Annotated in this window: 16 protein-coding genes; 3 read left to right on the forward strand and 13 right to left on the reverse strand. The window is 64.2% G+C overall.

Going from position 1 to position 25,456, the window contains the following annotated elements:
* Nucleotides 1–159 precede the first annotated feature (159 nt).
* The 12 genes from dpdD to ACI8AR_RS08230 all read right to left on the reverse strand — a co-directional run bounded on the left by dpdD (nucleotide 160) and on the right by ACI8AR_RS08230 (nucleotide 22,953).
* Nucleotides 160–2,367, reverse strand: coding sequence for a protein DpdD (gene dpdD / locus ACI8AR_RS08175; protein WP_457050567.1), 2,208 nt, complete (start codon nucleotides 2,365–2,367; stop codon nucleotides 160–162).
* Nucleotides 2,364–2,882, reverse strand: coding sequence for a phospholipase D-like domain-containing protein DpdK (dpdK, locus tag ACI8AR_RS08180; protein WP_457050568.1), 519 nt, complete (start codon nucleotides 2,880–2,882; stop codon nucleotides 2,364–2,366). The genes dpdD and dpdK overlap by 4 nt, the downstream gene beginning before the upstream one ends.
* A complete protein-coding gene (gene dpdJ / locus ACI8AR_RS08185) occupies nucleotides 2,879–7,375 on the reverse strand; it encodes a protein DpdJ (protein WP_457050569.1) in 4,497 nt (1,498 codons plus the stop codon). Before dpdJ ends, dpdK begins: the two co-directional genes overlap by 4 nt.
* Complete coding sequence (locus ACI8AR_RS08190) at nucleotides 7,372–8,076, reverse strand: hypothetical protein (protein WP_457050570.1); 705 nt, start codon at nucleotides 8,074–8,076, stop codon at nucleotides 7,372–7,374. Before ACI8AR_RS08190 ends, dpdJ begins: the two co-directional genes overlap by 4 nt.
* Nucleotides 8,073–11,105 carry a protein DpdH gene (gene dpdH, locus ACI8AR_RS08195; RefSeq protein WP_457050571.1) on the reverse strand — a complete coding sequence of 1,011 codons (3,033 nt, stop codon included), beginning with the start codon at nucleotides 11,103–11,105 and terminating at the stop codon, nucleotides 8,073–8,075. Before dpdH ends, ACI8AR_RS08190 begins: the two co-directional genes overlap by 4 nt.
* On the reverse strand, nucleotides 11,102–12,028 hold the full coding sequence (gene dpdG, locus ACI8AR_RS08200; protein WP_457050572.1) for a protein DpdG: 927 nt from the start codon (nucleotides 12,026–12,028) through the stop codon (nucleotides 11,102–11,104). The genes dpdH and dpdG overlap by 4 nt, the downstream gene beginning before the upstream one ends.
* Nucleotides 12,025–14,622 (reverse strand): protein DpdF, encoded by a 2,598-nt coding sequence (dpdF, locus tag ACI8AR_RS08205; RefSeq protein WP_457050573.1) that lies wholly within the window; start codon nucleotides 14,620–14,622, stop codon nucleotides 12,025–12,027. Before dpdF ends, dpdG begins: the two co-directional genes overlap by 4 nt.
* Nucleotides 14,619–17,792, reverse strand: coding sequence for a protein DpdE (gene dpdE / locus ACI8AR_RS08210; RefSeq protein ID WP_457050574.1), 3,174 nt, complete (start codon nucleotides 17,790–17,792; stop codon nucleotides 14,619–14,621). The genes dpdF and dpdE overlap by 4 nt, the downstream gene beginning before the upstream one ends.
* Before the next feature lie 790 nt (nucleotides 17,793–18,582).
* Nucleotides 18,583–19,671, reverse strand: a complete 1,089-nt coding sequence (gene dbpB, locus ACI8AR_RS08215) for a DGQHR domain-containing protein DpdB (RefSeq protein ID WP_457050575.1) — start codon at nucleotides 19,669–19,671, stop codon at nucleotides 18,583–18,585.
* The gene (gene dpdA, locus ACI8AR_RS08220; protein ID WP_457050576.1) at nucleotides 19,671–20,903 is read right to left on the reverse strand and encodes a tRNA-guanine transglycosylase DpdA; all 1,233 of its coding nucleotides are present in this window, start codon (nucleotides 20,901–20,903) and stop codon (nucleotides 19,671–19,673) included. The genes dbpB (ACI8AR_RS08215) and dpdA overlap by 1 nt, the downstream gene beginning before the upstream one ends.
* Nucleotides 20,900–22,039 carry a DGQHR domain-containing protein DpdB gene (gene dbpB, locus ACI8AR_RS08225; protein WP_457050577.1) on the reverse strand — a complete coding sequence of 380 codons (1,140 nt, stop codon included), beginning with the start codon at nucleotides 22,037–22,039 and terminating at the stop codon, nucleotides 20,900–20,902. Before dbpB (ACI8AR_RS08225) ends, dpdA begins: the two co-directional genes overlap by 4 nt.
* Entirely contained in the window at nucleotides 22,036–22,953 is a 918-nt protein-coding gene (locus tag ACI8AR_RS08230) for a hypothetical protein (protein ID WP_457050578.1), read from the reverse strand. Before ACI8AR_RS08230 ends, dbpB (ACI8AR_RS08225) begins: the two co-directional genes overlap by 4 nt.
* A gap of 114 nt (nucleotides 22,954–23,067) precedes the next feature.
* On the opposite strand from ACI8AR_RS08230, the gene queC reads away from it, so the two are divergent.
* Genes queC through queD form a run of 3 tightly spaced genes read left to right on the forward strand, consistent with a single transcriptional unit; the run spans nucleotide 23,068 to nucleotide 24,754 of the window.
* On the forward strand, nucleotides 23,068–23,760 hold the full coding sequence (gene queC, locus ACI8AR_RS08235; RefSeq protein WP_457050579.1) for a 7-cyano-7-deazaguanine synthase QueC: 693 nt from the start codon (nucleotides 23,068–23,070) through the stop codon (nucleotides 23,758–23,760).
* Nucleotides 23,757–24,389, forward strand: coding sequence for a 7-carboxy-7-deazaguanine synthase (gene queE, locus ACI8AR_RS08240; protein ID WP_457050580.1), 633 nt, complete (start codon nucleotides 23,757–23,759; stop codon nucleotides 24,387–24,389). The genes queC and queE overlap by 4 nt, the downstream gene beginning before the upstream one ends.
* The gene (gene queD / locus ACI8AR_RS08245; protein ID WP_457050581.1) at nucleotides 24,386–24,754 is read left to right on the forward strand and encodes a 6-carboxytetrahydropterin synthase QueD; all 369 of its coding nucleotides are present in this window, start codon (nucleotides 24,386–24,388) and stop codon (nucleotides 24,752–24,754) included. The genes queE and queD overlap by 4 nt, the downstream gene beginning before the upstream one ends.
* Here the strand turns inward: queD and ACI8AR_RS08250 are convergent.
* Nucleotides 24,730–25,350 carry a VUT family protein gene (locus tag ACI8AR_RS08250; protein WP_457050582.1) on the reverse strand — a complete coding sequence of 207 codons (621 nt, stop codon included), beginning with the start codon at nucleotides 25,348–25,350 and terminating at the stop codon, nucleotides 24,730–24,732. The two genes, queD and ACI8AR_RS08250, sit on opposite strands and share 25 nt — an antisense overlap.
* Nucleotides 25,351–25,456: the final 106 nt, after the last annotated feature.

Below are 25,456 nucleotides of genomic sequence, written 5' to 3' on the forward strand. Positions count from 1 at the left end.
GACCGGCTTACCGTCTCCAGGACTCGACCTTGCGCCTCTAGGTCACGGATGGCCTGCCGAAAGGTGGTCAACTTGAGGGCGCATGAGCAGCCGCTCCCTGCGCGCCAACGACGTTCGACGGCTCACCACGCTCCATTGTGTGCGTGTCGTCGACACCCATCATCCCGCGGGGTCGGCGAGTGCTCGAAGGATTGCGGACGACCCGCGAGAGTTCACGAGAACGGTCGGCAGTGCGCCGCGGTGATCGGCAATGAAGGTCGTTGCAGCATGCTTCGCAGACGCTGTCACCACAACAAAGACGTCAGCATTTCTGCTCAACTGGGCGAGTTGAGGACTGCCATCGTGATCAGAATTCGTCCGCACGTCGATGCCAGGCACGAACCGGCGCAGGACCTGCGACGCGCGTGTAGTCGCCGTCTCGGTGAGGGAGTGCAGGACGATCGTCTTCCTGTTGAGGTAGCGATACGCGGCGGCTGGGTCGACGATGTCGTCACCCTGGTCCGGACGGAAGTCCTGGGGAGTTTCCGTCCCGAGTTCGGCTGCGACGACATCAAGCGTTTCAAGGTCGGTGTCATCGAGTGCCGTGCGATAGGGACGCAGAACCTCAATCGCTTTGAAATAGAGCTTGAGCGAGGCCTCGGTGGAGCCGGGCACAGGGATGGACGTGACAGCCGCCAAGACGTCGCACACCCACGAGACTGTCGTGGCCGCGACGTTCGCCCCCAGAATATCGGCGTACCACTCGAGGAGTTCCTCATACGCATGGCGCTCCAGGTCGGCAGTGTCCAAGGAATCTACAAGCGCGAGTGTCTGGACCCGGACGCCCGCTGACGCCTTACCGCTGAGCGCAATTGCGGCGACCAGTCGGAGTGCAACCCCAGAAATCTCGGGTTCGTCGAATAGGTCGCTGTGGGCGGCGAGGAACTGGCCGCCGTTGTCACCGAGCCTCGTGAGGGTCGTCTCCGAGGCATCTGACAGCAATGTTACGAACTTGTCCACGGGGAGTGGTTCCCACGACTGAATTGCGCTCGCGGAGATTCGCGGGGGTTCCGCGTCGAAGCGGTTGAGCATCTCGAACCACTCACGCCAACCCTGTGCCGGCACTTCGAGCCTGATGGATTCGAGCCACTGAACATCGGCCTGCAAAACGGGCGTGGTGGCTGCAACCTGCTCCCTGAGGCCGTTGCTGTCAAGGTAGTCGATGACCTTGGCGGCCCACTCAACGCTCGAGAGTTGTCGGGCTGCATAGACGAGAGCGCGCCCCGCCTCCACGGATGACTTGCTCGCCAGACCAAGTTCGATACAGGCAGCGAACTGACCCTGGAGCATGAGTTCGGCAATCCGTCCCGCCGGACCGGATGCGTAAAGGTCAGACGGAAACTGGGCAGTGGACCCGGATGTCTGTGCTTCCGGGACGAATGCGTCGACAATGCGGCACAGGTGCTTGTCTAGCCCTGGCTGAATTGTAGCCGCGACACCGATGAGATCGTCGATCGCTGGGTCAACTGCCGACGCGGTTGCAAGCAGACGACAGACAAGTTCGACGACTGCTTCCGCGCGGGACTGTGGCGGAGCACCTGTGTAGAGGTCGCGCAGTGCAGGCTCGAGCTGCTCAGCGGATGCTCGAAGGCCGGGCTCCGAGCCTGCGCGATCGAGATCCTGGAAGCGCTCGAAGTACAGCGCTGCTTGGATGGCTCGCGTGACACCCAAGGGGCGTCGCATCGTCAGCACGTGTTCAAGTGCGGGGTCGGTGAAGACTGCATGCCAGTCGCGCATGCCAGCGTGTACGCGGATGCGGAGGAAAGCCAGGTTCGCTTCGTCGAGGTCAGCAGACTGCTCGAGTTCAGCCATGCAGGCGGTCGCTAACGCACCGTCGCGGGCTGCAATTGCATGGCCGAGGTCGTCGAGGACTTCGACCGTTGTCCTGAGCGCATCGAACTTCGATGGTGGGCGTCCGTTGGCAAGACGAGTGAGCATCGTCAGCGCGTTTCGGACCGCGACCTTTGCTTGTGTCGCGTGCGGTGCTGTTTGCGGCAGGACCTCAAACCGGATTGGTGGAACCTCAGCGCTGGCCAGTGCGGCATCGAAGGCGTCGGCGGGTTCGAGGGCGCCCCGCCGTTGCGCGAGGTCGCTGTAGGTCGGACCGACCCACGCGTCGAGAAGTGCGAGCAACTCGCGGCGCTGCCGCGCTGACGGAGCGAACGCATACCAGTACGTCCGTTGTTGCCGGCCTCGCGGTAGGAACCCGACACCGCCTGCTCGGATGCCTGCTCGCCAACTGTCGAGCAGTGCCTGCAGTGTGTGGTCGACGTTGGCCGGCTTGATGTCGTTGCCAGGCCCGAAGAACTCGTCAAGGGCGTCTCTCACGAGACCTGGTACCTCCTCAGGTAGTCCAGGCGTGCGCGGGCTATGGCATCAGGATCCGAGGTCACAGTGACGCCTTCTTCGTTGACCGCCTGACCAAAGTAGGTGAAGTTCATTGAACCGTGGACGTGGAATCGGTCGCTCAACATGCCTTTGTCATGGAGATTCTCGTGGATGATGAGTTCCGGTCGAGGACCTGAGGTGGGCAACTCCCGAATTCGAGCGCGAACAAGGGCGTTCTTCTCGTCGTCCCGGGTGATTAGTCGCACCCTCGTCCCGCGCCGGGCGAGTTCGGTGAGCACCTCGGTGAAACGGATCGGGCGTGCAGGCATGCCCGGGAGGACACTTCTGAGTTGCCCTGCGGAGTTGTCCATGACCACGATGTCAGAGATCCATGGTGACAGGACGAGCAGTTCCCCTGACGGGTGGAGCAACTCGGTGACGAGGAGCGTCTGAAGTAGATCGTTGACGAGTCGCGTCTGTCCGCCACCACGTGTTGCGATCCTCCGAGTACTCACAGGGCCAACTCCGCAAGTTCAAGAGACACGACCGCGGTGCCGTCGGGCAGATGCCGAACGTCAGTGATGCGCGGGTAGACCTGCAAGAACTCCGTCTCGATCGCCTTCGTGGTGAGCCCGACAAGCAGTTCAGCGAGGCGCCCCGAGTACTGCGGTCCCGCTGTCAGTTGCGCCGACCCACGTTGGGCGAGCAACTCCCGAACTTCGCGGTCAGCGTCATGCGACGCCACGTCCACCGCCGCGACATGGGTAGGGAGCAGGAAGCGGAGCAGGTCGGGTGCGGGCGGGAGTGCGGACGCGTAGGGGTTGTAGGACTCCAATTCGCTCGCCCGCAGTGTCCATCCGCGCGGCCAGAGCAGGCTCTGCATGGCGTCGATCCGGTGCTGTTCACTTGCCGCCGCCGGAAGCTGGAGCCCTGCGTCTAGATCGGTTCGATGACGCATGAGGTATGTCCAGGTGCGCGAGGGGATCTCCAAGCCCATCCGCTCCTCCTCGGCCCGCCATTGCTGCAGGATCGTCTGCAGAGCTTGGTCAGTCGCGGTCGTCGATCCTGGCCGCAGGACACGGTTCGCCAGGCACGACACGACAGGCTGTTCGGCGCCGTAAACGCCGGCCTCCCTCAGCATTGCGACGACGCGGCCGAGCGTCGCGACGCGCTGCTCCTGCGTCTGTGCAGAGCGGTAGTCCGCGACGAGCGCCCCCCAGCCCGATGCGGAGTTGATCAGCCCGACCAGTCGCTGCATGTGCGCGTCGACGAGTTCGTTGGTGCTGGGGTCCAGCGCGCGAGTGACCAGGCGCAAGAAGCGTCGTGGGTCAGGGCGAACTCGAGTAGCCAACGTCTCGATGAAACCGCCGCCACCGATCGACGTCTCAGTCAGCCACACCTGGTCAGTGCGCGCTTGACTTCGCACGTCGAGACCGGGTTCGACATCGACGTGAAGCCCGTCGGGATCGTGCTCGGGACAGATCTCGCGCGCGGCCCAGAGCAGGGCCTGTGCGATCGTGCTCGACAACCGCCGGTGCAGCCACGTCTGGAAGGTCTCAGGGTGCGGCCTCCAAACCTGTGCTACGAGTTCGTCCAGTCGGGCTGCCACCGCCGGTTCGTGTAGCAGTTGCGTGAGTCGTCGGCCGAGTCTGCTGACCGTCCCATCGCCGTCCTGGTCGATATCTGGGCTGCGGAACATCGCCTGAAGGGTCGCTTGCAGGTTCTCGGAGAAGTCGGCACGCACCTCGGCATACGCCGACTCGAGCGAGCACTGTTTCTCGACAGACGTCGCAAGCAACATGGCCTCGAGAGCCTCGAACAACCACGTCAATTGGAACGTGTTGACGTGCTCTAGGAGTAGGGCGTCGGTGGTTACGACGTGGCGGAACCACGCACTCCTGATGCCGGGCGCGATAGCGGCTGGGATGTCGATCGTGGCGGGGAGTTCGAGGCGCACGCACATCGCATCTACGTCATAGGTTGCTCCCAGAGCGACACGCTGCCCGTTAAGCGCGAATTGCGTCTGTACGCGTCGTTCTACGCCGTTGTCCATCATCACGGCGGCTTCGGACTCGAGTGCTGCCCGTCGTACCTCGACGTGCGCGTTCTGAGCATGTAAGAAAAACTCGGCTTCCGCGACGAAGCGGCCGATCGGATCGCTCGTCGGGACCCGTACTGCAAGGCCCTGTCCGGTCTCAGTGATCTGCGTCGACCAGGTGAGAACCGCGTTCGACGAGTCCTTAACATCTTCAGGGGCTAGGGCAAGTTCGAGTTGGCCGGGCCTGATCAGACTGAGCGTCGACGGAGAACCTTCCATCTCGACGAGGACGTCGGAGTCGCGACTGAAGGCAGGGAGGATGGACTCGATGTCAATAGTGGCGTGACGGACGTCGGTTGGGATCGGAATCCAGTGCCTGTGGCTGAGGTCGCGGGTGGCGAAGCGCCGAGAGACGCGCCCCGGCGCAAACTCACGCAGCATCTGGGCCATGCCCATCGCATGGACCTCAGGCTCCGTGGCATCGCGGCGCTGCGGCGGCACGAGGACGTATGCCTCGGGGAGCGCAAGTTCACTGAACAGGTTCTGCGGGAAGAAGTCAGGGAGGGGAGTGCCCCCCAACGTGTCCTTGCCCTCAACGAATCGGTCCCGTGAGGCAACCGCCCACTCGGCCTGAAGTCGGCGTGCGAGTGTTGGCGCGGCAGCGAGGAGGACGGCTCGAGGAGGGTGCCAGAGGATCTCGTCCACCACGTTGGTAGGGAGACGAAGTGCGCTTGCGATCCACTGACGCAGGCTGCGCTGCATCAATGTGTCCCGCATGACCTTGTCGAGCACGTCCGCAACCTTGAGTTGAACCTCCCGTTGGTTCTCGCGGAAGTTCCCGGTACCGATGCCTGACAGGTCACGCCAGACGTTGGCATACGGCTTCTGGAGGCGAACCTGCTCGGCGAGCCAGTCCATCATCGCCAGCGCTGCCTGCATCCGAAGTACGGCGCGATTCCGGACTGGGAGGACGAGTTGTGGCAGCACTGGGTCGAACAGTGCATCCCAAGCTTCGTAGGTCGATCGGTCGCGCCCATAGTCGGAGAGGACGACGGTTGTGTAAGGGCGCATGCCACGGGAGCGGCCTGCCCGGCCCTTGCGCTGCAGAAAGGCTGCAACGCCGCGCGGTGCTTTGTGCTGCAGTACGGCGCCGACGTCCGGGTCGTCGAAGCCAACTTCGAGTGAGGCGGTCGCGACGATCAACTGAGAGCCGACATCAACGCCGGCATCCTGTGACGTTGTTCGGCTCACCTTCATCCCGGTGGTCTCGAACTGATGGCCGAGGGCGGAGGGAAGGTCCCAACTTTGGCCGGCGCGCCGTTGCGCTGCGACATCCCCGTTGATAGGTAGGCGCATTGAAGCAAGCGGTGGCTTCACTTGCTTGGCCTGCCGACCGTAGTACCGTTGCCCCTCGGCGTCGAGCAGATTGGAGAAGAGTCGATTGGTCACGTCCAGGTCGTCGGTGAACACGAAGGCCTTGGTCCCGAACAAGCCCTGAGAAGCCCCTGCAGTGGGCGCGTCGAGGATTCTCGGAAGCAGCATCGACGTCTGGATGGTGGTGGAAAGTACGCTGGCACCGCTCGTGGGGTCGCTCCGCACCGCGATCATGTACTCGGCGCCCTCGTACTCCAACTCATCGGGCGCGGGTTCGATGCTCGTCACGAGTTCGTCGTCGACGCCGGTCAGGTCACCAAAGTGACGGACGGCGTTGGTGAGTGTTGCTGACAGCCCGACGAAGCAGACGGGACCCTGGACGCCGTGGTGCCAGCGGCGGATCGTCATGGCGGCCTGAGCGCCAGTGGTCCCCTCGTAGGTGTGGATCTCGTCGAGGAGCATCAGGCGCGGCTTCTTCGCGGCCCCAACCCCGAGGACGTGGCGCATCTCCAAGTTGCTGATGTTGCGATTGAGCATCTCGGTTGTGGTGAAGAGCAGGTCCGGCGGCGACTCGCGCATCCGCTTGCGAGTCAGCACGATGACGGAGGAGTCGAACTGCCGACCGCAAGCTCCGCACGCCAGTCGTTCCGTCCCGCGGTCGGCATCTGCTTCAGGCCAGTAGAGCGTGCCACCACACACCGAAGATCCGTCGCCCGGACAGGTCAGAGTCGGGCAGCGATACCCCTGCGCCTGCTTGGCCCACGTGGAATAGGGCCCCTTGAGCCACGAGGTTGTATTGGGGGTGTTGGCGTTGAGGACGCCCATCGTGAGTGGCCGGGAGTTCCTTGTCGCCGCAACGTGATCGAGCCTGCGAGCGTTGGCGAATGCCGTGGAGAACTGGTCGCGAAGGAGTTCGTTGCGGGGATACACCGCGAGGGCACGAGTCCAGCGACTGGAATCCTCGAGCGCGGTGAGGTAGGCGAAAGCAGGCAGGTAGAACGCAAGCGTCTTGCCGCTGCCTGTGCCCGCACCAACCACGGTGGCCGATGTCAGCTGTGCGCTGAGCGCAGTCAAGATGCGCTCCGTTGCCCGGACCTGAAAGCCGGCGACGTCGAAGTTGTCGCCGCCCTGCGCGGGCGGCTTCGACGTCAGGAGATCGAGTACCTCTCGATAAATCGACTGGTCCAGAGATCCGGTGAGAGCGGCGTCCCACTTCTGGTCTCGCTTAGGATAGGCGCGCGGCCGTCTCGCGTACCGGAAGTCCGCAACAAGGGGAGCGCCATGGCGCCAGGCGCCTGCCGGATTCTTTGAAAGGAGGATCTGCCGTAGTCGCGCTAGTAGACGAAGAGTTTCACCATTGCGCGTGCGCCATAGACCAGGGGACGCGGAGTCGTCGTAGACGATAAGACCTTGCTCATGCAAGGTCTCTGCCAGGTCATCAGGCGTCTCGAGGTCCCCTGCGTCGAGTATCACCCTGTCCAACACTTCGACAAGTTCCTCGTCCGTCAGACCGCCGTCCACGACGCCCCAGCAAAGCAGGGGGTCCTCCAGCGATTCGAGTGCATCGAGTGCCTTCGTGATTGTTGATTGCCTCACCTCAGCACGACCCGGAACTTTCCGAGGATGCCGAGCCTGCGGAGTTCGGCGACTACCTCTAGGGACAACTCTTCATACGGGACTCCATCGCCCTGTGCGCGCACTACGACGTCGGCGATCACAGGATCGACGAAATAGCGGAGGCGTTCGCCACTGGAGTTCAGGACGGCGAGTGCTTCCTGCAGGTGCTTCCAGTCGCCTCGTTCGGGTAGTGACTTGTTGCAAAGTGTGAGCAGCGCAGTCTGAGCGCGCTCGATCTCGAGGCGGATCGCCTCGACATCAAAGCCGCCTTGTTCAAGAGCATCGAGCAGGTCTTCATCGACGGCAGGTTGCTCGGAGGGCAAGGCGTCGGCCCAAGAATCGGCAACCCACTTCGCCGAGTTCCTGAAGAAGGTCACCAGCGTTCCGACCTGCATTCTCACAGCATCGGTCCTCGCATCCACGGCGAGGGTTTCGACGGTGTCCATCAATTCTCTAACAACTGCCAGGGCCGAGACTCGGTTCTGCTCGAAGTCGCCCTGCTCGATGCCTGCGGTCTGGAGCTCCGCGCGACCCAGTATGACGCGCGAAGCGTTCGCCGTGGCGTTCTGAATACGATCTCGGAGCGACGTGAAGTCGCCGGCTCGGGTCCGGAGCTTTTCCTCGTCATCTGCCGCGACCGCCCGAAGTTGCAGTTGGTAGATTCGGTCAAGGAGAGTCATTCTCCACCGTCCGATCCGTCAACAGGGTAGAGAAGCGCTTCCGTCCACTGCAGCGTCGTCAAGAGGCCCTCTCTGGCCTGGTCATACTCGAGTCGAGCAGCCGTGTTGGCGCCGCCTCCCAACTTTGCCTCCAGTGCCTGTACAGCGCGGGTTGCGAGCAGGTGCCACTGTCGGATTCGGGCGGCCGCCTCATCCCAGTTCTCCGTGAGCACGCGGACCTGATCGTCCACCGACAGCGCGGACCAGGTCTCAAGCCTCGCTCGCACACGTTCGACGAGTCCTTGATCGCCTTGCCTGATAGCTTTCGCCGCTGCCATGAGGGCAGGCCTGTCGATCGCACCAGGTAGTTGTCCGGAGTTGGCGCGCTCAGCAACGAGGTCCTCGAGCCTCCGGGTGACATCTGCAAGGTCGCCACCCAGATCACTGAGGTCAGGGACCAGTGCGGTCGCTTCCCCCGTGGCGTCGGAGAGACCGGCGAACCGTGCTTGGACGGTTCTAGCGGTGTCCTGGAGCAGGCCGGTAGAGGCGGGGAGGTCAATGCCGGAGTCCTTGCCGCGGAGCGCCCTGGTGATGCGCGGCAGATCGAGCGCGAGTGGGCTACCAGTGGGGCCCTGGGTGAAGGATGCGAGCCTCAGCACACGTTGCTGCAGTTGCTTTCGCGTGAGCCGCTGCGAGTCCGCCGAAACGCGCTGCTGCCACTGCTGCAACTTCGGACGCGCTGAATTTGCGTCGGCGCGCGCCGGCGCAAAGAGCGCCCGCGTGCGACTTAAGGCATCGTCCTTGAACGCGTCTGAGACGCCAAGCGCCTTGCTCATCGCGAGTAGCGTTTGCGTAGCCACGACAAGTTCAGGCTCCGCACGCTTGTCCCGTTCCGGCACCAGTTCTCCACTGACCTCCGATGCCCAAGCGGTGAGCTTGTCCTCCGCGAGGCGCTGGAGCACCTCGCCGTTCTCGATGGCACGCCAGGAACCCGCAGCGTCCACCCAAGCGAGCGCTCGTAGGGCGCGGACGTCTTCGTCGACGTCCCTTTCGATCGTGATCAGCGTCCTAGACCCCGCGTGATCGCCGATGGCGATAGCCACCTGAGCTTCGAAAGAACGGTCCCATTCCCTGCCCGAACTTGTCCACATCGTATTGCCCCCGAGCCCATCCTCGAGGGCAAGGCGACCGAGGACAGCAGAATGAATGATGTTCCGCAGTTGATTCCGGTGCGTCTGCTGTAGGAGTCCAGTTCTGCGCCACTTGTCTATCGCCTGGACGAGAACGGGTTCCTCAGTCTTATTGGTCGCGGGATGCGGACGAGGCGACGGCGGCTTCGATGGGTCGAGTTGCGGTCCGGGAGTCGCGCGTGCGGACAGGACTGCGGAGGCGAGTCCGTCGACGGGGGGGATCCCAAACGCCTCGTGAATTGTGGGATGGAGATTTTGAGGTCCCGCGCCTCCCGTGCCCCAATAGCGTACGAGCACAACTCGGCGCTTGGAAAGTTCAGGATCGCCGGGCGTTGCTAAGCGATGTTCGGCTTCAACGCTATCCAGATCGTCATCGGCGCCCGAACGGAAGGCGGTATCGAATGTTGCATTCGGAAATTTGCCCTCGTCGACCAGGTCGTGTTGATTGAAGAGCACGGGCCGCAGCACGCGCGTGAGGAGGTCGCGCACGCTAAGTCGTCCCTCGTCCAGTTGACTGCGCACAGTTTTATCCAGTGCGTGCCGATTGAAGGGAAAGAGGCCATAACCGTCGACGGCCCCAAATGCGGCATGGCATGCGTCGTTCACGGGACACTGTTCACAAGCATTCGGGAGTTGGCTGCCGCGGCGGTGAGCATCCTCAAGTGCCTGACTGCCAAGACGGATGGCGTTCATGTAGCGTGACGCCAGAGCGTCCGGGGCAAACGACACCCTCGGACGCTGGTCGTCGAGGTCGAACACCTTATAAACCCTCGTGTAGACCGTGTCGGGCATCTGGTTGATGAAGTAGCCCGACGTCACCGCCATCACTACGCGCATGGGACAAACCTCATTGCCCTGCGTCGGGATCAACGTGATGGCGTCGAGTAGCCCGCCCTGAATCCCCTGAAAAATTGAGAAGTCCTCGATGAGGAGGAGTAGCTCGAGATTCTGTCGTGCGAGTTCTATGCGGACCTCTACGAGGAGATCTTTGAGGTCGTCGCCACCGATTCCAAACACCTGGCTCACTGCGGCGTTGAGTTGCTCATTGAGCATCTTCGCTGCAAGTTGACGTGAAGCAGAGTCGCTTGCTAATCCCGAGGCAACGCTCGCCGCCGCCGCGCTTGCGCGCGTGGTATCGTCGACAGTCATCGTGAGGTCGTCGGCGGTGAATCCGAACGCCTCTTCCTTGTCCTCTGAGCCCTTCCCAGCGAGTTTCTCGCGCACTAGGCGACTGATCGGACTCTGTTCAGCGAAGATGCGGTCGCGGAAGACCGGGTCGCTCAATAGGGCGGGGAGGCCCTCGCTAGAAGCTAGCCACCCACGATACTCTTGCTCCTCAGCGGAGACATCGGTCCGCATCCCACGGGTCTCGATGAGTACTGCGAGTTCGTTCCTCAGTCGTAGTTTTGCCTCCTGTGCATCGGCGAGACCTTCCACTGCGGCCGCCACTTTCTGGCGCAATTCGGCCGCACGTTCACTGGTTGCTCGATCGAGAATTAGGTCGAGGATCCCGCGAAGTGACATCCGGTGCTTGGGTACGAAAATGACGCGTCGCTGATCCGTCTCAGGAAGGCGCGCCCTCAACCACCGCACCAGGTGGGACTTTCCGGTGCCTGACCGGCCGAGAATCGGCAGAATCGGCTGATCCGCCGGTTGCTCGAGGACGGCCGCTAGAAGGGCGTCTTCGTCCGTCTCCTTAATGCGTCTAGAGTCGGTGACAACGTCGCGCTGAAATATTGGAATAGAAGTGTGGGTGGCAAGGAAGACAGCGTCGCTGGGAGCCTCTGCCTCGACGGGGATGATTGCTGTCGCCTCCCGCGCCGTCCAACATGTTGCCGGGGCGGAACCTCGCCAACTCATTTCTTTCTACCGCCCTTCAATGTGACATGAGTTGTGCGCGCCGGGTCGGAGCTCGACAATTGGACACCGTCGGCGTCTGCTAGCCTGTCGAGGACAAGGCGTCCTTGCGCCTCTAGGAGACGCACCACCTGCCCGATGGAAGAGTCGACCGCGTGAGATGAAATTCCGGGGTCGGGGTCAGTGCCAAGGCGCGCAACAAGTCCGCTGCGAAGAATGCCGCCGGGAAGTACGGGCAGATGCTGCGCCAACTTCTCGAGGAACTCAAAAATAGTCATACGCTCGGCAGGAAAGTCATGAAGTGCGTCACTGATGGCGAGCGTGGGCAGCGGTACGAGACCTGGTTTCGTTCGTACTACCGATGGAACCGCAAGGCCCAACGCGGGGGCCCAGCGAGAGAGAGCGCCCCATCGGGTGTCATTGCTTAGGGCCCACTGGTCGTTCTCGGTTGTGGCGAAGTGCTCAGCCTGGAGTCTTTGAACGTTCGTCCGCCAGTGGAGGGGTTCTCCCAGTGCATCCTGCGCCAGGAGCCATGACAGTCCACGGGAGAGGTCTCGGGCGCCACTGGTGCTTGCTTCCCCTTCGGCTACTGACCAGGGGTCACCGTCCCGGTCAACATCGAATACATGTCTGACCATTAATCGTCGAAACGCGACGCGGTCAAAGGGGCGACCGTAGGTCGCGATGCTGCTGCCTAGGGTTGTCGTGCCGCCGGTTCCGTTCTCAAGAATGCCGATGGCGCGGAAGGCGCTTACTGTATTCTTCACACCGGCGGCAGCGTCCCCGTCTTCATTTACACCGGCGGGCTTGAATGCCTCGACAAGGCCGTCGTCGTCCCAAGTGCTGCGGTTCTCGATGAGAAAATTCACAATTGATCTACCGAGCCCCGGGAGTACTCGCGGGGGGTTCAGTGCGGCCACTCTCACAGTCTCCTCAGGAAGTCGTCCAGGTCCCAGACGGGGGTGCGGTAGTTCTTGACTAGTTGTCCGGGTTTCTCTGGATCTAGAAGGTCCTCGGGAATGACGACGACGCGACGTGGCCCTGTCGTAGGGCTGATCCACGACAGTCGGGCAGTGTCTTCGCGATCTAGCACGATAAGCGTCGGCACCGGAAACGCGACTTGCGGCATTCGATGGTCGACCGCGTCTACCATCACGAAGCCCTCGGGAGCCGTTTGCGCCGCCTTTGCAGTGACTGCAGGAGTGCCCATAAATGCGGCACTCGCCAGAATCCCGCGGATCCCGTGGGAGACGCAGCGCTGTACGAGAGTCTGCAACTTCATGCGCAGTTGGCCCGTGTACGAGACGATTACGACGTCGCCGCCTACTGCGAGGTTCGTCAGGGTGCTGCTCACGTCTCTCGTCAGCAGGGGCATCGCAGAGTCAGCGACGACCGGTCTGGCCGCATCATAGCGTGGTCGATGCTTGTGTTTTGCCGCGGGGCACCCTGAGCAGGCAGGGACGACTGCGAGCGTCGCGTGCATCTGTCCTGCATTCCTGAGGGTGTACTCGGCAGCGAGCAAATCACCCCAGCACTCGGAGCGCGCGAGGAGCGCATCGATTCGTCGTTGAGATGCCCATTCGGTGGCGCGGATGGCGCCGCGTAGCTGACGTAGTCGTCTCTCGAACGTTTCATGGTCGAGATTGACGTCACCTGCAACACGGACCTCGACATGCGTGTTGAAGTAGCCCCATGCCTCCGAACGGCGGCGCTCGAACCCTGCCTCGTCCTCGTCCGGCCAACGCTCGATTCGGGGCGGCGGAGGCGGTTGAACTCTTATGAGCCCGGCCCGTTCCATCAAGGTGAGGGTGTTGCGGTTCCAGAGACGGTTCTTGTCCGAGGGGTAGGTGAGGTTTGGGGGGACCACCGTGGTGTCCACTGCGAAGGACCCGTCGTCCGGTTGTTGCCTCACCGAATGCCGGTACATGGACTCCCACCGCGTCCAGGCCTTCTCATCGCCGATGAGAGTGGCTCCTTCGATCTTCCGTCCCTGATGGACGTCGCCTGGAGCGGTCAGCCAGACCGCGACGGCGGCGTGGCCGTCCCGGCCCGCGCGGCCGACCTCCTGGTAGAAGCGATCGACCGAGGCCGGCACGCATGCATGGACTACTGTGCGGACGTCGCTCTGATCGACGCCGAGGCCGAAGGCGCTGGTGCCTACCACGATGTCTGACTCGGTCAGGCCATCGGAGCCTGACCAGCGCTTCAGCACTCGGAGACGCTCTGGGCCCTGGACGTCGCCGTGGAACGCGTCCGTTCGGGCGAACCCTGCCTCGCGGAGTCGTCGGGCGATCGCCTCGGCGTCTTCCTTGCGGGTGACATACACGATGGCCGGCCTGGGCAGGTGATGCATGGACTCCACGAGGCGGTCGAGTCGTTCCTCTGGTGTCTCGCTCGCCCCCGAGAGGTAGCGGAGTTCCGTACGGAGGAACGTTGAACCAACGAACAGCGACTGGCTCGGGCCGTGAAACAGTGCTTCGTTGAGTTCGAGGCCCTCCTTGGCCAGCGTCGCCGTGAGCAAGACGACGTGAGGCTGGAGGTGACCAGATGCGGTCGCGATGGCACGGAGCTCACCAACGACCGCCCCGACCAACTGGTATTCGGGGCGGAAGTCGAGCCCCCATGACCGGACGAGATGTGCTTCGTCGATCACAACGCTGGTAAGTCCTCCATTGGCCGTCAGCGAATGGAGAGCGTCGACAAGGCCACTCACCATTGCTTCGGGCGACGTGAACACCACCCTCTGGGTGCCCGCTCGAAGGCGCTGCAGGATTGATTCTTTGCCGCCGTCCGTGCGGTCTCCGTAGTAGGCGAGTTCGGCGGGCAGTCCAGCCGCGGGAAAGCGCTCATGGAGTGTCCGCTCTTGGTCGAGAGCGAGCGCGATCGTCGGCACGACGACGACGGTGTTGCCACCGGCACGGAGTAGGCCGGGGGCGAGGCCGACGAGGGACTTTCCGGATCCGGTGGGCAACACGACGTGAAGAGTCGACGTCGGATCCGCCAGCGTTGCAGTGCGAACTGCGCTGGCTTGTGTCTTCGACCGGTATTGACTCAACCCCGAAGCCAGTGCGCTCAGTGCTGGATCGATAGGGACCGGCGTGTCCGGACGTGCGTAGGTGGACACCTCCTCAGGCGTACCGCCGAGGAATGGTCCAGGGCTCGCGCAGGCCACGTCGATCCATCGGGGATCACCGTGGAGCCACTCGGGCGACCAGTCGTCTCCTAGTGTGACGGAGTGTTCGGTCAGACCGAAGCGCGTGCAGTCGAGGTTGCTCCGGGCTAGCACATCGGTTGCGATCGCGCGTTCGTCCAGTCCGAGTTTGATCCGGGGCGCGGGGACCGATGCGACGGCTCTCTCGTGCCTCAGTACCTGTGATAGAAGCGCTGCGATGTCGCCGGCGATCGCGGGACCTGGCTGATCGGAGTACCACGCATCGACGAGACGACGGTGTGGTCCGGTGAGTTGACCCCGTGCGGCGAGGTCGCCGTTCAGTGCACTCTGGGTGAGTTCGATCGTCATGCGCCGTTCTCCGGCCCCAGTTCTTCCCCGGAGAGCATGACGATGCCCGTCCCGTCGAGTCGAAGTGTCGGCGTCTCGATCGCTCCGGCGATGGCCCGTCCCACCTCCTCCTCGTGAGCCGCCTCTGCCTCGAGGGCCCGGCCCTCGTCTCGCGAAGCGCGACTTGCGCGCAGCCGGAGCTGCCGAACGCGTCTTTCCGAGTCGATCCGCGCGCCGGTCGCTCCTATCGCGATGGCCTCCGCGACCTCCTGGCGACTCAAGACGACCCGGACCGCAGCCCCCTCTGCAGCGCGCCAACTCTGCGACCAGTCGGCGGTGGGGATGAACTTGTAGGCCGCTTCGATGCGTATGCGGGTGAGGGAGAAGTCACCTCCGGCGGACCCGTCTCTCGGCTTGATGTAGGGCAACTCCAACGTGTTGAGCAGTTCGGCGTCTTCGATCTGATTGCCGTGCTGATCGACCCACACTGTGACGATGAGCGGTGGGAACAGGCCATCCGCGCGGTGCATCAGTGTGCTGTCTGCGGCCGTGCCACGGTGGCCATTAGTCGGGCGTGCCTCAACGGCGTAGTCGAATCGGTAAGCGATCGTGAGACCACGCGCCCAGTTAGGTATCCAGCGCCACATCCCGAATGCCCGTCCACGGTCGTCATGCCAAAGGAAATCGGAAACCGCGTCAATGAACGGGTCGCCAAAGCGGTAGAGATGTGTGTCTTGTTGCCGCACGGCGATTTGACGAAGGAATGTGCCACGTTGGTCGCGGATCGGGAGGAAGTCACGCTCCAGTCGCTCGACGGACACCAGTGGGATTTGAAGTTGCCTACCGGGCAGGCGCGTGAGCGCGTCATAGCCACCAACGCCAGACCTCGGGTCCGAGATCACTCGGAATCGAAGGTTGCCGGGTGCAGAGTTGGCGGCGAGTAGCGCGTGCGTCAGGTCACCGAACGCGGCTTCCCCCAACTCGGATCTCTGTAACTCTTCGTAGATCGCGCTGTGCTCCCCACCGGATTCGATGCTGTCGAGAGCATCCTGCTCTCGGACACGCTCCAGTTCTGCGGCCAGAGAGGTGCGGACGTCAGCGATGATGGAGTCGCAGGCCATGACACCATCGCTCACGAGCCTCTGCCAGGCGTTCTGAGTTGCCGCTTCGACGGCGAACTGAAGGCTCGCGATCGAGGATGTGAATACGCCGAAGCCCTCTTCGAGGATGCGGGACCAAGTCGTGGCGAGACTTCCGTCCGCGCCGGGTTCAGTCACTTGCAGCGAGCGCCACTGACTCGAGGCGTCGTGGATCTGCCAGCGATCGCAGCGCCCGATGCGTTGTTCCAACCGATTTGCATCGGCCGGCAGTCCGACGTGGACGAGAAGATCTGCAAACTGGAAGTTCCGTCCTTCCTCAGCTGACGAGTCTGCGACGAGAACCGCAGTGCCCCGTGCGCCCTCGAACCTCCGGATTACCGCCTCAATCTGCTCGGGGAGACTGGTGGTCCGATGCTCGACGACCGATGAAGCGCCCAGAAGGTCGCGAAGTTCGTCGGCGACGTCAGTAACAAGATCAGCGGTCGGACAGAAGACGACCACCTTGTCCCTGGCCTTGAAGTGGTAAGTCAGTGCGTCGGCGATCGGGCGTGCGACTTCGTCGCGACGGTTTCTGAACGCCAGGTCTTGGACCACACGGTTGAGTGCAGTCTGCTCGCCCGGCGTCGCCGCCGCGCGGGACCGCGCCCATTGGGCGAGAGCCTCGGGGTCGAAAGAAAGACTGACGGCTTCTGCGAAGGCGTGCGCGACGTCGCCTAGGCTCGCTGGTTCATGCTCGTGTGCTGCGAGTGCTTCCTGACGCCAAGCCTCGAGAAGCCTGGTTGTCTCGGCAAGCAGATCCGACTCTATGGCCAGCGACTCTGGAGCGCGCCTTCCTGTGACGTGATAGGTGGCCTCGAGTGCTGAGGTGCGACGGGTGCGCAGCATGCGTCGATGGACGCGATACACCTCGCCGACATGCATCCTGAGTCGCTCGATCACCCTCTTGAGCGCTTCGCGGTTCCCCGAGTCCAAGACACGCGAGGCCGCATCGATCAGGTCCTCGACGTCTGCGTCGCCAGCCAGTTCCTCGCGGAGTTCGGTCAGTCTCTTGCGGAGGAGTACGGCGGGAAGATTGGGTTGAAGGCCAAGAAAGATGCGGCCGAGTCCGGCCCGTGCCGCGAGACGTCCACGCAGTTGTTCAACGGTTACGTCGGTGTAGATGGCGGGGTCGAGCAAGGTCAGCATCTGAAGGAACACCGATTCGTTGTTCAGTGCCGGCGTCGCAGACAGAAGGAGAATCTTCGGACTCTTGCTGGCGACCTGCGCGAGACTCGAGTAGCGCGCAGCGAGATCCGGTTGGGCGCTCTCAGCAAGCGCGGCGAGGTTGTGAGCCTCATCGACGACCAGTATGTCGGCGGAACTCCATGACGCGGGCTCATCGTCACGCGCGAAACGGACATCCGCAGCGGTGAAGTCCTTGAGGAAGAACTTGTCCTCGAGTTCTCGCCTCCACTGGCCAATCAAGAACGGTGGCAGAATGAGTTGAACCGAAAGTTCGGGGTTGTCTAGCAGTAGTTGGCGCAACACGATGCCAGCCTCGATCGTCTTGCCGAGGCCTACCTCGTCGGCGAGAAGGTAGCGCTGAACAGGGTCCTGCAGGACGCGCCAAGCGGTCTCAAGTTGGTGATCGTGGAGTTCGATAGCGCTCGACAGCGCGCTTCGCATGCCGCGGGCAGCGGATCGCTGCTGCAGGATCGCCCGAAGGAACGGCCTCCGCATATCTGCCAGGAGTGGCGACTCGAGCAGGCCGCCGGCCGCAAACCCAACCGGGTCCAGCAACGGTTGGTGCCAGCGCACGAACAACCGGCTTTCGGGGACGAAGCCCTCCCACTCGCCTCCGGTCTCGCGCACTGTTATGTCCCTGTGCTCAGTCGCCTCGATCACACGACCTGATCGCCAGCGGTCACCGGATTGCCAGAAGACTCGTGTCTCAGGCTTGAAGTCAAAGCGTTGCAGACTCGCGCGCGGAACGGACCTCCGGATTCGGTCGGCGGGTGACTGGCCGGGAGTGTCAAAATACTCAAGAACCAAGTCGTCGCCATCTGCGGCGACCGCCTTGCCGGGGCCGAATTGGTTGACGGGCGAGATCAAGAGGTCGCCGTGACGGATGGGGTTGGTCCTCCCGGGACGAGGATTCGCGCGAGCAGTGCGTGCGGTCGTCTTCGCCGGGGCCGTCCGCTTGGACGCCTTGGGTGCCTTCCTTGCTGGGGGCTCCGGAAGCGACCCATCATAGTTTCGGGATCCCTTGCAGCCCGGGAACCTCACGCACCCCCAGAACTCCGACCCGGCTTTGGGGCCACGCCGGGCGGTGCGAAGGGTCATCTGCGACGCGCAGTGGGGACAGCGAACTTCTGCGCTCATCCGTTCGTCCTGTCTCGTCGAGTCGCGCCACGCCGCGCCGCATTCTGTGGAGGAGATTGGCTGGCGCCGTTGGAGATTCTTGAGCCTGAGTCAGTCCTTGGATGGACGATGCCCTCGAAGGGAGAGTCGCCGAGCATCAGCCTGGCGGTCCGATGGTCGGTGTGAGCCTCGGTGTGGCGGCGGCGCAAAGGCTGACGTCGCACCTGATCAAGACTTGCGCCCGGGTAGTCGGCCGGGTGCAATCGCTCTAGGTGCAGTGACTCGTCTTGACTGGTCGAGACGCGGACACTCCCTGGGGCCGTCAAGTCGACGAGGAGCATGGCGACATCGACGCGTGGCCCCGCAGGCATCGTCGCCTCCACGTTCCGAGAGCGGTACGTCCAGGAACGTAACCGGCCGATTGCCTCATAGGTACACCCTCGCGAACGACTCGCTCGGATGGGTCACTTGCGTCCCATCCGTTGCGATGGGGCACGGTGACCGCGAGTCCGTGTCCCGGTCGCCGTAGCCCAGCGATCGATCACCTCGAAAGTTGGGCCCTAAGGTGGTCGGTCAACAAGCGGATGTCGTTGGGCGTGTTCTGGATCTGATTCCATCGGCGAGGACCCGTCGCGAACTGCCACTCGCCGGTTGTCCAGGCGACGTCGGTCAACTTGCCGAGCCCGCTGCTGGCCTGGCCCACCTCGGCCAGGGGCACTCCGTCGGTGAGGTGGTCCATGACGTAGCCGAGAGCGGCGATGCCGGCCCCATGAGTGAGCCTCGAACTGCGGGGTGGCAGCCTCCACGCGTCGGGGAACGTGATCTCCACGGTCTTCCAGAAGGTCTTGAGGTGACTGACCATCGCCCCGACATTGCCTTCGCCGGTGTCCGCATAGCGATAGGCATAGAGAGCGCCGTTGTAGACGCTGTTCTCCACCATCCGGAGGACGGCGTTGTCCTTGATGATCCCCTTGGGTTGCGTGGGCGTGGCGATCATCTCGTGGAACGGTGAATCGGCGTCCACGTTGAGTCGGTAGACGACCTCGGCGGCCAGACGGCGACGCATCAAGGGCAGGGGTAGTTCGTCCTGTGTGGCCGGCAGGAGTTCGTGGATGAGGCCCTTGGGCAGCGGACGGGTGTTGTTGACGAGGATGAACTGCGCGCGCTGTTCTTCCTCGTTGGCGACGAAGGAGACGACGCACACCGGGAACTCGTCCAGTTCAGACTCCCGGATCGCAGCGGTCCGCTGCTGGCCATCGACGATCCAGCCGGGCTTGTCCCCGTCGTCCTGCGACTCGTCCACCGGGATGACGAGCGTCCCCATAGCCGCGTAGGTGACATCGGAGGACTCTGCGTCGATCGCCTCGAATCGCACGCTGTCGTCGAACGCGACGACGATCGCGTTCGGCAGCAGGGCGCCGGGGTTCTCCAGGTACCTCTGGATGCCCCGGATGTGCTTGAGGACCTCGGGACGCTGGTAGCCCTGCAGTCCCGCGTCCTCGTCGCGACCAACGCGAGCCACCGCGGCGAAGTCCCCGAGTCGTTTGCCGTCGACGGCGAACGAGTACAAGGCGCGTTCTCCCTGCATCAGCCTGATGCAGGGAAGTCGGAGGTCGTAACGATCGGCCATCACACGGCCTCCTTGGTCTTCTGTGGCAACTCGCGTACCTGCGAGCACAGGACGGACAGGTTGTGGAACCCGCGGCTCTTGTTGCGTTCCGTTCCGCGGAAGATGGCGATCTGAATGCCATGCTCGCGGCAGAGACTGCACGGGCACTCCTCCCAGGGCCGCTCGCCGAGAGTGCGCCGGTACTCCTGGAGGTAGCTGCGCTTCACGCCGAGCAGGCGTTCGTACTCCTCCAGCGCTGCGAGGGCCTCGTCGGTGTACTGGGCGTCCTCGCCGACGGCGCGGAGCACCTTGAGGCACCTCCGCTCCGCCCGTACGAGCGTGCGCTGGTCCAACTCGCCGGCCAGGACGCGTCGCTTGACCGTCGGGTTGGCGTCGACCTGAGGCACGCGGATCGCGACGTAGTGATCACCGCCCGGGACCTGGTAGTTGTCGCGGTCGTCCATGAACGCCTGTCGAAACGGTGCCGTGCTGTCGAAGCTCGTGACTCCGTACCGGGCGAACTCGGACATGGACTCCAGTCGCGTGATCCCCAACAGGTGGAGTTCGACGTCGGCATTCCTGATCTCGTCGACGGCCGTCAGTGAGGCCAGGATGTCCGGCGTCTTCAAGGGCACCATGCCGCCTAGTGCGATGCGCTTGTAGCCCATGTCCTGCAGTTGGCGGACGCTGTCGGCGTAGCTCGTCGGATCCCATCCCTGAGCGGCCCCGACGGGTACGAACGGTTCGCCACGACTGCGACACTCGTCGAGGAACGCCTGCGCGTAGCGCAATGAGATCCGGCGTCTTTCCTGCCAGTCCTCGTGGCCGTGCTGGAGGTTGAGTCGCCTGTCGTATGCCAGGACCACGTGGTCCACTGAGACCCCGGCTGCGAACCCGATCGACTCATAGAAGTCGGCGACCTCGGTCACCGAGTACGGGGGCTCTGGCTCGTTCACGTAGTTGAAGGCGCCGCAGTCCCCGAGGGTCAGGGCGTCCGCCGGCAAGCGGAAGAAGTCGCGGACGCCGTATCGATAGAGCCGTGAGCGCTGGGGCTCCGAGTACTTGCCGGCGCCTCGGGTTCCGCCGTCGACGATGGCCTTGCTCACCAAGAGGCCGTCGTACGGAGGCGGGTCGAGCACCTCGTGGGCGTAGCGATCGTCCCTCTGACGTACGCGGTACGGCGAGTACTCCTCCGACACGAAGTCGAAGGAGGGACTGATCTGATCCTGACTATCAGGGAAGTAGAACCTCACGCCCGTGCCTTCTGAGACTCCTGGATGTACAGGCGGACGAGGTAGTTGCTCAGCATGCGGATGTCTCTCTGGATGTTCTGGAGGGCGTCCCAGGCGACGCCGAGGTCGTCCCACTCTCCTGCGGTCCACCGACAGTACGGAGCGACCTTGCCGAGCTCCCGGCGCACGGCTTGCTCTGCGTCCTTGTGAGCGGGGTCGATCGTCAGCATGACCCGGTCCATCAGTCGGGCCATCGCGCGCAGGCCGGTGCCGTGCATGAGCCGGGACTGGGTGGGCGGGAGCCCCCAGGCGTCCGGGAAGGTCGCGCGAACCGCGCGCCAGTAGCACAGGAGCAGGCGGTAGATCCCGTCGATGTCGGTCTCGGCCGTCGCCATGTTGCGGTACGGGTACAGGGCGCCGGCGGAGGAGTTGAGGCTCTCCTCGATGGCGCTGACCAGGACGGTGTCGGTGACGACGGCCTGGCTCTTCTCCGAGTCAGGCGTCGAGGCCCGCTTGATCAGGCCGTGGAACGGAGAGGCCGGTTGCCTGTTCAGCAGATCGACGAGCGCGCTGGGGATGCGCTTTGCGCTCATCTTGGGTGAGAGCGAGGTCCAGACCTCGGGCAGTAGTTCGGTCACGAGTCCGCGGGGGAGTGGCTGCACGTTGTTCACGCGGAGGAACTGGTCCCGTTGGACCTCGATGTCGTCGGCGATGAAGGCCGTGACCGGAACAGGGAGGTCCTGTCGCTTCGTCCGTGCCAGTGCGAGCGCGCGCTGCTGGCCGTCCACGAGCCATCCCGGGCGGGGTTCGCCCGGCTTGGGAAGCGGGATCTCGAGCGTCCCCGCCGCGGCCAGTCCGTCATGCGTCCCCGGACCGCGACTCTGGCGGAACTTGACCGTCGAGGGCAGCGCGAGGATGACGGCGTGGGGGAAGAGCACCGAGTCGCCGTCGAGGTACTCGGCGATCTGGTTGACGTGCCGGCGGACCTCGGGGCGCTGATAGCCGATGAGTTGGCCCTCCTCGTCGCGCGAGATGCGACTGATGTCCGCGACCTGGAGCAGTTCCGCCGCGGTGACGGTGAAGAGGAAGACGGGTGTCCCCGACGGTTGCTGCACGGAGAGTGCGCGTCGCTGGAGGACGTTCTCGGGAGCTGTCACTGCTCCTCCTGGACTTCCCGGTACAGACGTGCGAAGCGAGACTGCTCGCACGCCGATCCCGACCGGCGCAACTCGGTCAGCAGAGGCGTCCGGGCAGTCAGGCGGACCTTCAGGCACTCGCGGATGAAGGCCTGCACCTCCTCGTCGGTCAAGGGCGGACGGGGTGCCGCCTCCGGCAGTCGATTGCCGACCGCCCACTCCTCCCAGCGCTGGTGCGCGGTGGAACTCCCGATGGGGCTTCCACCCGCCAACTCCAGGTACCTGGCAGCGGCACGGGCGTTCAGGGTGACCTGTGTCCCGCCGAGCCTCTGTCGGAGTCCGTAACTGGAGACCGGGGACTGCTGCGTCGGTCGATGGCTCGAGACGACCGCCACTCCCTCGTCGCCGGCGAGGGCGTGGAGTTCCTCACCGAGCGGCTCGAGATAGCTGGGTGCCAATGCGAGCAGGACCTGGTCTGCTTCATCACGTACAAGACGTAGGTCGGCCGCGGTGCGGCCCAGGAAGGTCCTCGTCCGAAGCCCGAGCCACCAGGCGCGGCGGCCGTGGCGATCCTGCGCGACCTGGTCCGGGCCGGCCGAGAAGCTGGCCTCATAGGCCGGTGCACTGCTGTCCACGGGGGCCAGGCCGAGGCCCGCTGACGCGACCCACAGATCGACTGTGTAGCCGAGACCCCGAGCTCGCGACTCGAGGGCTAGTGCGGACTGCCACATGGGGCCGCCGTACAGGCTACGGAGAGAAAAGCGCTGACTCGGTGGCTGGCGATCCAGGCGCTCGACCCACTCGTGCACCCTGTTCGGGCCGTCGTTCAGGTGGCGGACCATGGCGTCACGGGCGGCAGTCGCTCGCTTCGTGGCCGTGCAGGACACGATGATTGCGAGGCGTCCCTTGGGTCGCGTCCCGGACAGTTGCCGCACGCGGGCACTCTAAGCCCACCTGCAGTTGCCGTGGGTGCCTGGCTCGCCGCTGGCGTGTCAACTGCACGGGCCTGCATGCTGTCCACCTAGGGTCGTCGCGACAAGGGAGGTGGCATGAGCAAGCCGGCGGTGGTGCTGCTCAGTGGGGGACTCGACTCGACCACGGTCCTGGCGATCGCCAGGGACCGAGGCTTCGAGCCCTGTGCGCTGAGCTTCGACTACGGGCAGAAGCACGAGGTGGAACTGGCATCGGCTCGCGCCGTCGCAGCCGCGATGGGCGTGGAACGGCACGAGGTGCTCCACGTCGGGCTGAGCGCCTTCGGTGGGAGTTCCTTGACAGACGACGCGATGGAGGTGCCGGTCGGCCGGACGCACGACGACATCGGCGAGGGCATCCCGTCGACCTACGTGCCTGCCCGCAACACGGTCTTCCTCGCCTGTGCCCTGGGTTATGCCGAGGTGCTGGGCGCCGAGGACATCTTCATCGGCGTCAACGCCCTCGACTACAGCGGCTACCCGGACTGCCGGCCTGAGTTCATCGAGGCCTTCGAGCGTCTGGCCAACCTGGCCACCGCCGCCGCGGTCGAGGGGCGCCAGCGCATCTCCGTGCACGCACCCCTGATGACCATGACCAAGGCGGACATCGTCCGGGAGGGCACCCGGTTGGGTGTCGACTACTCCATGACGGTCAGTTGCTACCGAGCCGATGAACGCGGGTCCTGCGGCGAGTGCGACTCCTGCACCCTGCGCCTGCGCGGCTTCGCCGAAGCTGGCCTGGTGGACCCGACCCCGTACTGGCCCCGATGAAGACGTACTTCATCAAGGAGATCTTCTACACGCTGCAGGGAGAGGGCGCGCACGCAGGACGACCAGCCGTCTTCTGCCGCTTCTCCCGCTGCAACCTGTGGACCGGCCTGGAGCGGGACAGGCACCGGGCCGTGTGCCAGTTCTGTGACACCGACTTCGTCGGCGTCGATGGCGAAGGTGGGGGCAAGTACGTCGGCGCGGACGCACTGGCGGACGCGGTCGCCCGACGGTGGCCCGGCGGTGGGCGCCCCTTCGTCGTCTGCACCGGTGGGGAACCGCTCCTGCAACTCGACGAGGCTGCCGTCGATGCGCTGCACGACCGCGGCTTCGAGATCGCCGTGGAGACCAACGGCACGCAGCGCCCTCCCCGGGGGCTCGACTGGGTCTGTGTCAGCCCCAAGGCAGGCGCAGACCTGGTCGTCACGAGCGGCGACGAGTTGAAACTGGTCTTCCCGCAGCCTGGGGCGCTACCCGAGACCTTCGAGTCGCTCGACTTCCGCTCGTTCCGTCTGCAGCCGCTCGATGACCAGCGCGTCGAGGAGAACACCGCCCGAGCGGTCGCCTACTGCCTGACCAACCCCCAGTGGTCCCTGAGCCTGCAGACCCACAAATACCTGAGGATTCCATGACCGAGTTGTGGCGCACCTTCTCCTTCGATGCCGCGCACTACCTGCCCAAGGTCCCGGCCGGCCACAAGTGCGGCAACATGCACGGGCACACCTACACGGTCGAGATCCGTCTCCGCGGGGAAGTCGACCCGGTTGCTGGCTGGGTCCGCGACTTCGGGGACATCAAGGAGGCATTCCGTCCCCTCGAGGCGGAGCTCGACCACAGGGTGCTCAACGACGTGCCCGGGCTGGACAACCCGACGAGTGAGTTGCTCGCTCAGTGGCTCTGGGCGCGTCTGATCGATGTCCTGCCCGACCTGTACAGCGTCAGTGTGAGCGAGACGGCGAACTCCGGCGTGGTCTACCGGGGAGCGCCCTCGGTCTGAGCTGAGCCGCTGGGAGCGAGTCGCTCGCTCCGTTGTTCACCGCCTGCCGCGGTACGTCCGGCAACTGCAACAGCGCGCCGGGCGATCTCCACGACGACCAGGATGCTCGCCGTCACGTAGACAGCCTTGACCAGGACCTGGCCCCCGACATTGGTCATGGTCAGAGGGATGCCGGCCAGGGGCAGGAAGACGCATGTGTCGACGACTGCTCCGACGGCGTTGGAGGCAATGAGCGCTCGGCGCCAGCCAGACCGTCGCAGGCGACGCCAGACGAACAGGTCGGTTAACTCCCCGAGTGCGAACGCTGCGGCTGACGCAAGCGCGATGCCAGGGCTGGCGAGCAGCGCGGACAGGATGACGCCCAGGGCGATGGTGGGCAGGACCCAGGTGAACCCGCCGAGTCGGTCCAGCCCGTCTCGAAGCCCCAGAGCAAGGCCGGCCGCGTAGGTGCCGGCAGGCACCATCAGGCCGAACCCGGCGGGGATGACGCCGAACGTGGACACGAGCCAGTTGGCGCCGACGACGGTGCTCAACAGTCCCAGTGCCAGGACCGCACTGAGGAGTCGGCGATTCCAGGGCGAAGCGGCGGCGCTCATGCCTGGAGGCTCTCATCCGCCTCTGACGAGCGAGAGCAGGACGTCCCGTTATCCCCGTAGCAGCGGTGGGAAACAGGTCGCCGTCCGCTTTGCTGCAGGGACGATT

It is taken from the genome of Geodermatophilus sp. SYSU D01036, assembly GCF_054050435.1.